Annotated in this window: 10 protein-coding genes; 6 read left to right on the top strand and 4 right to left on the bottom strand. The window is 75.8% G+C overall.

Annotated elements, in window-relative coordinates; all coding sequences use genetic code 11:
* Positions 1-303 precede the first annotated feature (303 nt).
* From ACIQUR_RS28415 to ACIQUR_RS28405, 3 genes are all read right to left on the bottom strand, one after another.
* Positions 304-717 carry an SHOCT domain-containing protein gene (locus ACIQUR_RS28415; RefSeq protein ID WP_403670034.1) on the bottom strand — a complete coding sequence of 138 codons (414 nt, stop codon included), beginning with the start codon at positions 715-717 and terminating at the stop codon, positions 304-306.
* An 82-nt stretch (positions 718-799) separates the two neighbouring features.
* On the bottom strand, positions 800-2257 hold the full coding sequence (locus ACIQUR_RS28410) for a DUF2252 domain-containing protein (RefSeq protein WP_403670031.1): 1458 nt from the start codon (positions 2255-2257) through the stop codon (positions 800-802).
* Positions 2258-2430: 173 nt separating this feature from the next.
* Positions 2431-6549: a LuxR C-terminal-related transcriptional regulator gene (locus ACIQUR_RS28405; RefSeq protein WP_403670028.1), complete on the bottom strand. Its 4119-nt coding sequence runs from the start codon at positions 6547-6549 to the stop codon at positions 2431-2433.
* A 296-nt stretch (positions 6550-6845) separates the two neighbouring features.
* On the opposite strand from ACIQUR_RS28405, the gene ACIQUR_RS28400 reads away from it, so the two are divergent.
* Positions 6846-7427 (top strand): hypothetical protein, encoded by a 582-nt coding sequence (locus tag ACIQUR_RS28400; RefSeq protein WP_403670026.1) that lies wholly within the window; start codon positions 6846-6848, stop codon positions 7425-7427.
* 102 nt (positions 7428-7529) lie between these two features.
* Here ACIQUR_RS28400 and ACIQUR_RS28395 read toward each other — a convergent pair whose 3' ends face one another.
* A complete protein-coding gene (locus ACIQUR_RS28395) occupies positions 7530-8735 on the bottom strand; it encodes an erythromycin esterase family protein (protein ID WP_403670023.1) in 1206 nt (401 codons plus the stop codon).
* Between the two features lie 91 nt (positions 8736-8826).
* Here ACIQUR_RS28395 and ACIQUR_RS28390 point away from each other — a divergent pair, with 91 nt between their 5' ends.
* The 5 genes from ACIQUR_RS28390 (at position 8827) to ACIQUR_RS28370 (ending at position 12857) form a co-directional block, all read left to right on the top strand.
* On the top strand, positions 8827-9624 hold the full coding sequence (locus ACIQUR_RS28390; protein WP_403670020.1) for a MerR family transcriptional regulator: 798 nt from the start codon (positions 8827-8829) through the stop codon (positions 9622-9624).
* A gap of 282 nt (positions 9625-9906) precedes the next feature.
* Positions 9907-10899: an ATP-binding cassette domain-containing protein gene (locus ACIQUR_RS28385; protein ID WP_403670017.1), complete on the top strand. Its 993-nt coding sequence runs from the start codon at positions 9907-9909 to the stop codon at positions 10897-10899.
* Positions 10896-11708 (top strand): ABC transporter permease, encoded by an 813-nt coding sequence (locus tag ACIQUR_RS28380; RefSeq protein ID WP_403670014.1) that lies wholly within the window; start codon positions 10896-10898, stop codon positions 11706-11708. Before ACIQUR_RS28385 ends, ACIQUR_RS28380 begins: the two co-directional genes overlap by 4 nt.
* A gap of 169 nt (positions 11709-11877) precedes the next feature.
* Positions 11878-12333, top strand: a complete 456-nt coding sequence (locus ACIQUR_RS28375) for a GNAT family N-acetyltransferase (RefSeq protein ID WP_403670011.1) — start codon at positions 11878-11880, stop codon at positions 12331-12333.
* Positions 12334-12443: 110 nt separating this feature from the next.
* Entirely contained in the window at positions 12444-12857 is a 414-nt protein-coding gene (locus ACIQUR_RS28370; RefSeq protein WP_403670008.1) for a VOC family protein, read from the top strand.
* Positions 12858-12906 lie beyond the last annotated feature (49 nt).

Below are 12906 nucleotides of genomic sequence, written 5' to 3'. Positions count from 1 at the left end.
CGGCGGCCGGCCGGTCCTGTGGTGCCGCGGCGTCGTCGGGTGGTGCGGCGTCGTGGGTGGTGCGGCGTCGTGGGGTGGGGCGGCCCGGTGCGGCCCGGACGGTGCAGTGGGGTGGTGCGGGCGGTGGGGCCGCGTCGCGCTCCGGGCCGTAGGGCCGCGTACGCGGGGGGGGGGGGGGGGGGGGGGGGGGGCGCCCCCCCCCCCCGCCACCTGCTGCGTCCCGGTGGCGTCGGCGGCGAGGGTCGGTGGTCCGGTTCGCCGCCGGAGTGGTGGTGCGGATGCGGTGCTCCGGAGGGCGGCCGCTCAGCGGAGGAGCTTCTCCTTGGCCGCCTGGAACTCGGCTTCGGACAGGTCTCCGCGCGCCTTGATCTCGGAAAGCTTGGCGAGCTGCTCCGCGGTGCTGCTGCCCTTGGTGCCCGCGGTCTCGCGTATGTAGGAGTCCATCTGCTCCTGCTGGGCCTTCATCTGGGCGACCGAGCGCTCACCCATGCTCTTGCCGCGGGCGAGGATGTACACGAAGACCCCGAGGAAGGGCAGGATGATCACGAAGATGATCCAGCCGGCCTTGCCCCAGCCACCGAGCTCGTGGTCGCTGAAGATGTCGCCGATGATGCGGAACAACAGGAAGAACCACAGGACCCATAGGAAGATCCACATCGTGGTCCAGAAGGCACCCAGCAAGGGGTAGTCGTAGGCCAGCGGCACGTAGCGGTCCATCGCTGTCTCCTGTCCTAGCGGATGGTGCGGCTCCGACTGTCGCCCGCGCGGCTGCTTCCCGCATCACCCGGCGCGGGTGATCTCAGGACCGCGCGGCGGCCGGGTCCGGGGCGGCCGTGACGCGCCCGTCGGCGACCGCGGCGGCGAGGTCCTCGTAGTCGCGCTGGTTCTGCTCGGCGTACGCCTCGGCGTAGTCGGCGAGGGCGCGGTCGAAGGTGTCGGCGGAGCCGAGGTACGCGGCGATGGCGACCGGGTCGCCGGCCCGGGCGTGGGCACGGGCGAGGGCGGCCCCGCAGACGCGGGCGAACAGCCGCATGCCGGCCGGGACCATGACGTCGGTGTTGGGCCCGCCCTTCCAGTCGTGGAGCTGGCGCACGTAGAAGTCGCGGCGGCGGCCGTCGATGCCGGTGACCCGGTCCCAGCCGAGGAAGATGTCGCCGGCGGCCTGCATGAGCCGCTGGCCCTCGACGACGCGCTGCCCCTGGTTGTCCTGGGGGACCGGGCCGGCGTACGGGGCGAGGACGGACTCGCCGGCCTCCTTCGCCTGGAGGATCAGCGGGTCCTCGTCGTCCCGGCCGAGCATGAGCAGGATCCAGCAGCGGGTGCCGACGCTGCCGACGCCGACGACCTTGCGGGCGATGTCGACGAGGCGGAACCGGCCCAGCAGCTCGCGGCGTTCGGCGGTCAGCGTGCTGCCGTACGCGCCGAGGAGGGCGCGCAGGGCCGGCGCGGGGCCGCTGTCGCCGCCGGCGCGGCCGCTCCCGGCGCCCCCGCCGTCGGCCAGGAGGTCGCGGAGCGGGGTGACGAGCGGCGGGTCGGCGACGAACCGGCGCTCGCCGTCGACGACCCGGGTGAGCTTGGCGAACGCCCGCAGGTGGTCCTTGCCGCGGGCCTTGGTCAGCGCCTCGTCGGTACGGCGGCGCATGGTCCGGCCGCCCTCCGCGGCGACCAGCGCGCGCAGGTCCTCGGCGTCGTCGTGGGCGTACCAGACGTCGAGGACCCGCATGCCGCTGAAGGCGCGCATCCGCAGGCGGTACGAGCGGACGGCCTCGCGGACGACGGCACGGCGGTCCACCTCGTCGTAGCCGTTGTCGCGGCCGGCCACGGCGAAGCCGGCCGCCAGACGCTTCACGTCCCACTCGAAGGGGCCCGGGCAGGTCTCGTCGAAGTCGTTGATGTCGAAGACGAGGTTCCGCTCCGGGGAGGCGAAGAGGCCGAAGTTCAGGGCGTGGGCGTCGCCGCACAGCTGGGTGGTGAGGCCGGTGTGGGGCGCGCGGCCGAGGTCGGCGGCCATGATCGCCGCCGCGCCGCGGTAGAAGCGGAACGGGGACTCCAGCATGCGGCCGTACCGGATGGGGACCAGGTCGGGAACGCGGGAGGCGGCCTGGGCCTCCAGGACGGCCACGGGGTCGGGACGGTCGGGGGCGGGCTCGTGACCGCCCTGGTCCGCCCGCCGGACGCGGGCGCGGGCGGCCTTGCCCGTGGCGGCGCGTTCGTCGGGCGTCGGCCAGTGGGGCGTGCGGTGCGGCTTCGTGACCACGGTGGCGCCTCCTCCCCGCGGGGCGACCGGTACGCCCCGCCGGTCCGCCCGGCCGGTCGTGTCCCCGGCGGGCGGAACGGTCCGGGGAACCAGTGTGGGCGCGGGTGCCGCGGTGCTGCCTCACCCGCCAGGAGTGATGCGGGGTGGTGCGCGGCGCGTTGGTGCCTGCGGCCTCAGAGGATGCGGAGCTCCCTGGCCCGCTCGACGGCGTCGCGGCGGCGGGAGACGCCGAGCTTGTGGAAGATGCTGCGGAGGTGCGTCTTCACGGTGTTGACGGACAGGCCGAGTTCGGCGGCGATCTCGTCCGTGGACATGAGCCGGGCGACGTGGGCGAGCACCTGCCGCTCGCGCGCGCTCAGCTCCTCGACGAGCACGGGCCACACCGGTGCCCTGCCGCTTCCGGCCACCGAAGCGGACGGATCGGGGCGCCGGGGCGCGGGGCGGGGAGGTCCGGGGTGCCGGGGTGCGGGCTGCGGGGGTGCGGGCTGCGGGGGTGCGGGCTGCGGGGGTGCGGGCTGCGGGGCCGCCGCGCGTCGGCCGGGCGCGGGCCGCCCGGACGCCGCCGCGTCCGCCCCTCCCCCGGCCGCCGGGCCGGGGTTGGGCCGTGCACCGTTCTCCGCCGCCGCGGCGGCGGACGGGGGCGACGGGTACGTCGGGGGCGACGGGAGCGACGGGGGCGTGGGAGGTGGTTGCGGGGAGGGCGGCCGGTCGGCGGACGTCCGGACACCGGCCGCAGACCCGCCGGGCCGGGGGCCCTCGGCCGGTCCCGGTTCCTCGGCGGTGGCGGGGCCGCTCCCGGCGACGGGCTCCGAAGGGAGGGTGGCACGCTCCGCGGCCGGGTCGCCCTGGGCCAGGGCGAGGGCAGTGCGGGCTGCGGACCGGCGAGCCGCCAGCCAGGTGGGGGCGTCCGGGCAGGGGGCTTCGAGGGCAGCGGCTGCGGAGCGCCAGCGCGACCCGGCCACGTCCACCGCCGCGGCCACCAGCGCGCGTTCCGCGGCGAGCAGCGGGTCCGTGTGGGTGTCGGGAAGGGCGTCGGCCCGGGCGAGGTGTTCTTCGGCCGACCGGAGCTGCGAGCGCTCGACGGCCACGGCGGCCAGGGCCAGGTGCCCGGCGCCGGAGCGGAGGTCCCGCGGCACGTCGACGGACAGGCCGGCGTGCTCGTGGGCCGCGGTCAGCGCGCCCGCGGCGGCCTCGACGAGGGCGAGGAGACCCAGGGCCCGGTGCCGGACGCCGTGGGCGGCCCCACCGGAGCATGCGCGTACCGCCTCCTCCAGTGCGGGGCGGGCGGCCTGCGGCCCGTCGGCCCAGAACCGGGCGCGGGCGGCCCCGTAGGCGAGGAGGGCCCGGACCTCGGGGTGTTCCGCGAGGACGTCGCGCGGGATCCCGTCAGGGTCTGCGGCCGGGTGCTCGGTGCGGTGGTCCGGGGAGTTCCCGTACGGGTCTGCGGCGTGGTGCTCGATGTGGGGATCCGGGGAGTTCCCGTCCCCGGCCCCGGCCCCGGCCAGGTACTCGGTCAGCGGATCCAGCGGGATTCCATACCGCTCCCCGAGCGGATACCCGGTCTCGGGATGCAGGGACTTCCCGTACGCAGACCCGGCCGGGCGCTCGGTGAGGGAGTCCGGCGGGATCCCGAAGGCGGCCCCGGCCCGGTGCTCGGTCAGGGGATCCGCCGAAATTCCGTACAGGGCCCCGACCGAGCGCTCCGTGTGGGGGTCCGGGGAGTTCTCGTACGAGGCCCCGGCCCGGTGCTCGATGAGGGAGTCCGGCGGGAGCCCGTATGGGGCCCCGCCCCGGTGCCCGGCCAGAGGATCCGGCGGGATTCCGTACCGGGCCCCGACCGGGTCCGCGGTGCGGGGATCCGAGGAGGTCCCGTACCCGGCCGCGGCGGGGTAATCGGTCCGGAGATCGGGGAAGTTCTCGTCCGCGGACCCGGCCGGGTACTCGGTGAGGGGATCCAAGGCGCTCCCGTGCGCGGACCCGGCGGGGTGCTCGGTGAGGGGATCCGGGGAGGTCCCGTGCGCTGACCCGGCGGGGTGCTCGGCGAGCGGGTACGGGGAGGTCCCGTGCGCTGACCCGGCCCGATGGTTGGTGACGGGATCCGGCGGGGCGTCGTACCGGTCCCCGGCCGGGTGGGCGGTCTGGGGATGCGGGGACGTCGCGTCCGCGGCACCGGCCGGGCGCTCGGTGAGGGGGCGCGGCGGGATCCCGTACGGGGCAGCGGGGTTCTGGTCGGCGGTCTCGGGTGGATCGGAGAGCAGGCGCAGCAGCGCCAGCGTGAGCCGTGTGGCGGGCTCCGCGTCCGCCGGGTCGCCCGGCCGGGCCTCGGCACGGGCCAGCCAGGCACGGCAGCCCGCCCGGTCCCCCGCTCCGAGGCTGCGGGCCGCCGCCACGAGCGCGGCCGCCGTGCCCTCGGTGTCGGCCGGCATGGCGGCGAAGAGGTCCGCGGGGCTGTCCGTGGCGTCGGGCTCCAGCAGCCGGCCCACCAGCAGGCCGCGGACGGCCAGGGAAGCCGCGGCCGGCCAGTCCCCGGCCGCCACCGCGTGCTCCAGCGCCTCGGTCACCCGCCCGCGTCCGGCGAGCCATCCGGCGGCCCGCCGGTACAGGTCGGGCAGGGCGTCGGGGCGGCTGTCGCGCAGCCGGGTCCGCAGCACACCCGCGAAGAGGGGGTGGAACCGGTACCAGCCGGTGTCGCCGATCGGCTCGACGAACGCATGGGCGCGCGCCAGCGCGTCCAGGACGCGGGCGGAGTCCCTGCGGCGGGTCAGCAGGTCGGCCAGGTCGGGGTGGACCTGCCCGAAGATGCCCGTGCACAGGAGCAGTTCACGCGTCGCTTCCGGCTGGGCGTCGAGCACCTCCGCCAGGAGGTAGTCGGCGACGGCGTGCTCGGCGGCGCGGTGCGAGGCGGTGAACGCGGCCGCGTCGTCGTATCCGGCCATGGCCAGGGCGCACAACCGCAGCCCGGCCGCCCAGCCTTCCGTACGGCGTACGAGGGCGACCGCGACCTCCCGGGCCGCCTCCCGGACCTGCTCCGGGCCCATCCCCCGGCCCGCCTGCAAGCCTGGCCTCAGGCCTGCCTCGCGGCCCGGCTCCGGCTCCAACTGAGGGTTCGCCTCCCGGCCCCGCTCCAAGTCAATCCCCCGGCCCGGCTTCGCTCCCGCCCCCGGGTCCGGGTTCAGGTCCGCCTCGCGGCCCGGTGTCAGGGACGCCTCCCGGCCCGGCTTCCGGCCCGGCTCCCAGTCCGCCCCCGGGCCCGCCCTGCGGTCCGCCCCCGGGCGCGACCCGCGGTCTGGCTCCGGGTGCGGGTTCGGGTTCTGGCCTGGGGCCGGGGTCGCTTCGCGGGACGGCGTCAGGGGCGGCTGGCGGTGGGGTTCAGCCGGTTCGGCCTGCTGTCCGGGGGTGCGGGTGGCGAGGAGTTCCATCGCCTCCGCGGGGGTGAAGGCCAGGTCGCGGCCCGGTATTTCGTGGACGCGGCGTTCGGCGCGGTAGCGGGCCAGTGGCAGGGGCGGCGGCGCCCGGCCGATCAGGACCAGCCGCAGGTCCGGGCCGCTGTGTTCGACCAGGAAGCGGAGCCCCTCCGCCAGGTCGGGGGCGGCCGGCCGGTCGATGCCGTCGAGGACCAGGACCGCGGGCGCGGGCTGCCCGTCGAAGGAGGCCGCGAGGCGTACCAGCAACGAGTGGTCGACGCCCTCGGCGCTGAGGGGCCCGCCGATGTCGGGCCGGAGCGCGACCCCGGCGCGGCGCAGGGCACCGAGGACGTACGCCCAGAGCGTGCCCGGGCGGTCGCACGCGTCGAGGGAGACCCAGGCGACCGGTCCCGGCGGCTCACCGGAGAGCGCCCACGACGCGGCCAGCGCCGTCTTTCCCGCGCCCGCGGGGCCGGTGACCACGGTCAGCGGCCCGCGGGTGCCCTCGGTCAGGGCGTCGTGGAGGCGGCGCCGCGACACCAGCCCGCCGGGGTGGGCCGGCACCGTCAGCTTCGCCGTCAGCAGCGGGTCGTCCACCGGTTCCCGCCCGGCGGCCGGGCGGTGCCCCGCCGCCCTGGGCCCCCGGCCCGCGCGCCCGGGCTGCCCGGTGCCGGGCCGGTCGCGGACGGGCGCCGGGTGCGCGGCGGCGTGTGCGCCCGTACCGGGGGCGGTGTGCGGCGCATCGGCGGGGACGGGCGGCAGGAGCACGGGCGGTACCCGCACCGGCCGGGCGTACCCGGGCGTCGTGTAGCCGGAAACCGGGCCCACGTACACCGGCACCGGCTCGATCGGCAGGCGGTCGTGGCCGTCGGGGCGGGAAGGAGTCACGGACAGCACCCCTCCTGGTGGGCGACGTCGGCGTCGTGCCCGGCGCCCCCGGGCCGCCGTGGCGGGCGGTCGGTGAGGGGACACCCGTACGGGGTGACCCGTCCGGGTGAGCCGGATCCCTCTCATGATCGTGCGCACCCCCGGTACCCGCCACACGGGGCGGTCGAAGCGGGCCGGCCTCCCTCGCCCGCTCCGGGTGGTGCGCGCGCCGCTCCGGCGTCGTCCCATGGAGTGGAGGGCTCCGTCCGCCACGCCCGGAGGGGCGGACCGCGGCCCACCCGAGGGAGGTCGATCGCGTGGACGACCGTCGGACGGACGGCACCGGCGGGCCCGACGCCGCCGCGGACGCGCCGGCCCGCCGGCACCACCACCCCCGTCATCAGCACTGGTGGTGGCGGCCCCCCGACACGCACGCCGACTACACGGGAGCGGTCTACGGCTCCGTCCTCGCCGCGTCGGTGGTGGTCGGCGGCGGTACGTACGGGAACTTCCCCCGCGTGAACCTGGCGCTGCTGGTGCTGCTGACCGCCTTCGTCTTCTGGGCCGCACACGTCTTCGCCCACGTCTTCGGGGCCAGCCTGGCGGCCCGGCAGCGGCTGAGCCGGCGGGAGGTGCTCCGGGTCGGTGCCGGGGAGCGGCCGGTCATCGACGCGGCCCTCCCGCCGGCGCTGGCACTGCTGGTCAGTCCCCTGCTGGGGATGGACGAGCAGGGCTCGGTGTGGCTGGCGCTCGGCGTCGCGATCGCCGGGCAGGTGGGCTGGGCCACCGCGGGCGCCGTGCGGGCCGGGGCCCCGCGGAAGCTGGTCGCCCTGTGCGCGCTGGTGAACCTGCTGCTGGGCCTGGTCATCGTGGCGGCCAAGGCCGCCCTCACGCACTGACGGGCGCGCCGGGGTGCAGGCCGGGCCCGGAAGGGCTCGGCCCGGAGGGGGTCGGCCGGGCCCGGAAGGGCTCGGCCGGCACCCCCGTACGCCCCGTACGGGCTAGTCCTTCGGCAGGTCCCTGACGAACACCAGGCCGTCGGTCACGGCCAGGTGGGACGGGTCCATCGGGAAGTACCCGAACCAGGGGGAGGTCCGGGGAGCCGGCGGGTGCTGCGCGAGGGCGTCGGAGAGCGCGCCGGGGTCGACGAGGCAGCGTTCCTCGCCGAGCGCGTACAGGAGGCCCTCCAGGGAGTCCGGGGGCGGGGTGTCGACGCCGTGGTGCCGGATCGTGCCCACCGCGGTGGCCAGGAAGGCGTACTCCTCCCCCAGCCGCGCCCCCACCAGGGCGCCGGCGCTCCACCAGGCCAGCGGGGTCCCGCCCAGCCGCATCGTGCTCTGCGGGCGCTGGAGGTGGGCGTTGTGGGCGTGGACGAGTACCGGGCCGCGTTCGGCGAGGGCGAGGAGGTTGCGGGCCATCATCTGGTCCCGCACGCCCACCAGGCGGGTCAGGCGGCCGGTCGAGGTGTCGGCCAGCCAGTGGTGGTAGCGCAGCAGGCCCGTCGCGGTGCGCGCGTACAGCCGGGCCCGGTCCCAGTCCTCCCGCGAGGTGACCGGGAGCAGCTCCGGGGTCCGTTCTTCGAGCAGGGCGGCCAGGTCGTCGGCGATCAGCCGCAGTTCACCGGCCTCGGCGGTCCGGCCCACGGACCGGGCGGGGTCCATCATCGCGGCGGGTTCGGTCCACCGGTCGTCGGCCCCGAGCAGGCGGTCGAGGTCCTGCGCGGTACAGGGCAGCAGGCCGGCGTCCACGTGGGCGGCGAGGTGGCCGTGCAGAGCGGTGAGCGCCTGCCGCGGGCTCGCGGCGGCGGTCATCTCCAGCGGGCCGTCGAAGCCGGCGAAGCGCACCTGGTCGGCGGCCGGCCGGCCCTCGTTGTGGGCGCGCATCCAGCGCACGAGTTCACGGTTGGCCGGTGAGGTGCCCCAGCCGTGGCTGATGCCCCGCGCCACGACCTCGTCGAGGGTGCCCGCGCCCGAGGTCACGTGGTCGTCCACGGCGAGGCCCGCGAGGCAGTCGCTCTCGATCGCGATGGTGCGGTAGCCCTCCTCCTCGACGAGCTGCCGGAAGAGGTCGTTGCGCACGTGGAGGAGGAGTTCCTCGCCGTGGGTGGGCTCGCCCAGGGCGAGCACGCGGGGCCGCCTGCCGCCCAGCAGGCGCAGGACGGCGGAGGCCTCGACGGGACGGGCGGTGTACTGGCTTCTGGTCGTCATTCCCTCAACGCTATCGTTGAAGATCCAGTTGAAACTTCGCTCCTCGTGCTTCCCCAAGTCCCCTGAAAAGCAGGGGGTTATCCTCGGCGGCATGGGAGCCAACCTTCAAACCGGGGGACACCTGAGGCCGGTCGACCTGGCGCGCGGGCACGGGCTGTCCGCCCAGGCCGTGAGGAACTACGAGGAGGACGGGATCCTCCCGGCCGCCCGGCGTACGGAGAGCGGTCACCGCCGCTACACGCCCCTGCACGCGCGGGCTCTGGACGCGTTCCTCGCCCTGGTTCCCGGGCACGGCCACCGGACGGCGGCGGACGTGATGCGGGCCGTGAACCGGGGTGCCGCGGACGAGGCGTTCCGGCTCATCGACGAGAGCCACGCCCAGTTGCTGGCCGACCGGCGCACGCTGCGCGCCGTGCAGGACGCGCTCCGCGGCCTGTCGCCGGGCGCGGCGGATCGGGCCGGGGCTGCGGATCGGGCCGCGCAGGCCCCGGCGTCGCCGGGCGCGGCCGCGGTGGAGCCCCCCGCGGCCGAGCCCGGCACGGCCGCCGGCACCTTCATCGGGCCGCTGGCGGCGGAACTCGGACTCCGGCCGGCGACGCTGCGCACGTGGGAACGGGCCGGCCTGGTGCGCCCGCGCCGCGACCGGCAGACCGGGTACCGCGTCTACGGCGCCGCGGACGTGCGGGACGCCCGGCTCACCCACCAGCTCCGGCGGGGCGGGTACCTGCTGGAGCAGATCGCCCCGCTGATCGAGCAGGTGCGGGCGGCCGGCGGACTGGAACCACTGGAGGCCACCCTGACCGGCTGGCACGACAGGCTGTCCGCCCGGGCGCGGGCGATGCTGGCCGGGGCCGCCGCGCTGGAGGCGTACCTCCGCGAGCGCGGCTGAGGCCGCGGCCCGCGGGTGCGGTTCCCCCGTACGCCGTCGGGGGCCCGCCCGTACCTCCGCGGCGGCCGCTACGGGCATCCGGACCCGGCTCCCCCGGTGACAGCCTCCCCCCTGTGACAGCCTCCCCGTCCCACCGCGGTGGCGCGCGGTCCGGCGGAACCGGGGCGCGCCCCCTGGTCCCCTTCCCCGCGGCCGCGGCCGGGGCCGCTCGCCGGGCCGGTTGTCAGTGGCGTGCGTCACAGTGGAGGGGTGTGCGCCCTCCTCCACGAACGGGGTGATCTCGTGAGCTACGCGATCCGGGCCGAGGCGCTGGCCAAGCAGTTCAAGGAGACCCGCGCCCTCGCCGGTGTGGACCTCGAGGTCCCGACGGGCACGGTGCTGGGCCTGCTGGGGCCCAACGGCGCGGGGAAGACGACGGCGGTCCGCATCTTCGCGACCCTGCTGCGTCCGGACGGCGGGTACGCCGAGGTCGGCGGGTACGACGTGGTGCGCGAGGCCGGCATGGTGCGCTCGCTCATCGGGCTGACCGGGCAGTACGCGGCGGTGGACGAGAACATGACGGGCACCGAGAACCTCCTCATGATCGGCCGGCTGCTCGGGATGTCCCGGGCCGACGCCCGGGCCCGGGCCGCCGACCTGCTCGACCGGTTCCACCTGGGCGAAGCGGCGGGGCGGGCCGCCAAGACCTACTCGGGCGGCATGCGGCGGCGTCTCGACCTGGCCGCCAGCCTGGTCGGCCGGCCGCGGGTGCTGTTCCTGGACGAACCGACGACCGGACTGGACCCGCACAGCCGCAGCGAGGTCTGGGACATGCTGCGGGTCCTGGTCGCCGAGGGCATGACGACGCTGCTCACCACGCAGTACCTGGACGAGGCCGACCGGCTGGCCGACAGCATCGTCGTGATCGACAAGGGCACGGTGATCGCCGGCGGCACGCCGGACGAGCTGAAGTCCCAGGTCGGCGGCCAGGTGCTGTACGTACGCCCGGCCGACCCCGCCGACCTGGGCGCGGCGCACCTCCTGGTGACCGCCGAGGCGGGTCCGCAGACCGCGGTCGAGGGCGACGGCATCCTCGCGCCGGTCAACGACCCGGCGCTGATGCCGAGCGTCGTGCGCCGCCTGGACCAGGCGGGCATCGCCGTGGGCGAACTCAGCCTGCGGCGCTCCTCGCTCGACGAGGTGTTCATGGCGCTCACGGGCCACCGGGCGGAGCCGGAGGCCGCAGAGGAGAGCGCGGAGGAAGACCGGTACCCGGAGGCGGTGACCCCCTCATGACGTCGGCGGCACTCACGGACCAGCGGTGGCGCGGAGGGCGGGTACACCCCCTCGCGGCCCTGCGGCAGACCGCCACGATGGCGTGGCGCAGTCTGGTCTCGGTCAAGCACAACCCGCTGGAGCTGGTGGACTACAGCATCACGCCGATCATGTTCGTGTTCCTGTTCACGTACGTGTTCGGCGGGCAGATGGCGGGCTCCCCGCAGGAGTACCTCCAGTACGCGCTCGCGGGCATCATCGTGCAGAACACCCTGTTCATGAGCATGTACACGGCGATGGCGCTCAACACCGACCTGACGAAGGGCGTGTTCGACCGGCTCCGCAGCCTGCCGATCGCGCGGACGGCCCCGTTGCTCGGGCGCATCACCGCGGACCTGGCCAAGCAGCTGTGGGCGATGCTGCTGATGATCGCCCTGGGCACCCTGCTGGGTTTCGAGATCACCGGCGGTGTGGCGGGGTTCCTCGGTGCGACGCTGCTGCTCCTGACGTTCGCCGCGGCGGTGTCGTGGACGGCGGTCCTGATCGGGATGCTGGCCGGGGACGCGGAGAAGGTGCAGGTGTTCGCGTTCACGTTCATCTTCCCGATCACCTTCACCAGCAGCGCGTTCGTCCAGGTGGACACGATGCCCGGGTGGCTGCAGGCGTGGGTGAACGTCAACCCGGTGACGCACCTGTCGGACGCGTTCCGCGGCCTGCTGCTCGGCACGCCCGCCGGCAGCGCGATCCTGTGGTCGCTGGTCTGGGCGGCCGGCATCACGCTCGTCTTCATGCCGCTGGCGATGCGGGCGTACCGCTCGCACACCCGCTGACGCGCCGTCCGGGCAGTCGCCCGGCCGCCCCGGGCGACTGTCCGGCGCGGCGTGCCGGTGCGCGCGGTTTTCGACACCGCGGCAGGGTCCCGCCCCTCTCCCTCGCGCATGATCGGTTCGCGCGGCCGTTCGGGGAACCGCGCGTACGGACAGGAAGGGCACCATCCAGATGACCGGCATCCAGGTCCGCGCGGTGCGCGCGGACGACTTCCCGCAGTGGCGCGCGCTCTACCGGGGTTACGCGGAGTTCTACCGCGTGGAGCAGACCGAGGAGGCGGCCGCGCTGGTCTGGTCCTGGGTCAACGACCCGGGCCACGAGGTGAACGCGCTGGTGGCCGAGGACGCGGACGGACGGCTGGTCGGACTGGCGCACTACCGGCCGTTCGCGCGGCCGCTGTCCGCCACCACGGGCTGCTTCCTCGACGACCTGTTCGTCGCACCCGGGAGCCGCGGCTCGGGGGCGGCCGACCTCCTGCTGGAGCGGCTGCGCGGGATCGCGGCCGAGCGCGGCTGGAGCGTCGTCCGGTGGATCACCGCGGACGACAACCACCGGGCGCGGGCCAAGTACGACCAGGTGGCCACGCGCACGATGTGGGTCACCTACGACATGGCGCCCACCGGCTGACCCGTACGGGACCCGATGGGCGGCGTGGCCGTGCGCCTCGCGGGCCGGGGCGGGTGCGTGGCCTAGCCTCGGCGGGGAAAGGTCACGCCACCACCCAGGGAGCCGGCAGGATGGCCGCGACGCCTCAGAAGATCACCACGTTCCTGATGTTCGAGGGACGGGCCGAAGAGGCCATGGCGTTCTACGTCTCCCTGTTCGAGGACTCCGAGGTCATCGGCGTGACCCGCTACGACGCCGGCGGGCAGGGCCCGGAGGGCACCGTGCAGTTCGCCACCTTCGCGCTGGCCGGGCAGCGGTACATGTGCATCGACAGCCCGGCCCCGCACGACTTCGGTTTCACCCCGGCGGTCTCCCTCTTCGTCGAGTGCGACACGGAGGCCGAACTGGACCGCCTGTACGCGGCCCTGTCCGACCGGGGCGCCGTGCTGATGCCGCTCGGCTCGTACGGCTTCAGCGAGAAGTTCGGCTGGGTGAACGACCGCTTCGGCGTCTCCTGGCAGCTGAACCTGAACCTCTCCCTCTGACCGTCACGGCGGCCGGCCGTGGCCGCCTGCGGCGGTGTCTGCTTGCGTG

This window comes from Streptomyces sp. NPDC101132 (genome assembly GCF_044759225.1).
Taxonomy (GTDB): Bacteria; Actinomycetota; Actinomycetes; order Streptomycetales; family Streptomycetaceae; genus Streptomyces.
This window is presented reverse-complemented; position numbering and strand designations above follow the sequence as displayed.

What these genes read in the sequence shown, in the direction of transcription:
- ACIQUR_RS28370 (WP_403670008.1), top strand. Translation starts at nt 12,444, where the DNA reads ATGGCCGCGACGCCTCAGAAGATCACCACGTTCCTGATGTTCGAGGGA.
- ACIQUR_RS28395 (WP_403670023.1), bottom strand. Translation starts at nt 8,735, where the DNA reads ATGACGACCAGAAGCCAGTACACCGCCCGTCCCGTCGAGGCCTCCGCC.
- ACIQUR_RS28390 (WP_403670020.1), top strand. Translation starts at nt 8,827, where the DNA reads ATGGGAGCCAACCTTCAAACCGGGGGACACCTGAGGCCGGTCGACCTG.
- ACIQUR_RS28375 (WP_403670011.1), top strand. Translation starts at nt 11,878, where the DNA reads ATGACCGGCATCCAGGTCCGCGCGGTGCGCGCGGACGACTTCCCGCAG.
- ACIQUR_RS28415 (WP_403670034.1), bottom strand. Translation starts at nt 717, where the DNA reads ATGGACCGCTACGTGCCGCTGGCCTACGACTACCCCTTGCTGGGTGCC.
- ACIQUR_RS28380 (WP_403670014.1), top strand. Translation starts at nt 10,896, where the DNA reads ATGACGTCGGCGGCACTCACGGACCAGCGGTGGCGCGGAGGGCGGGTA.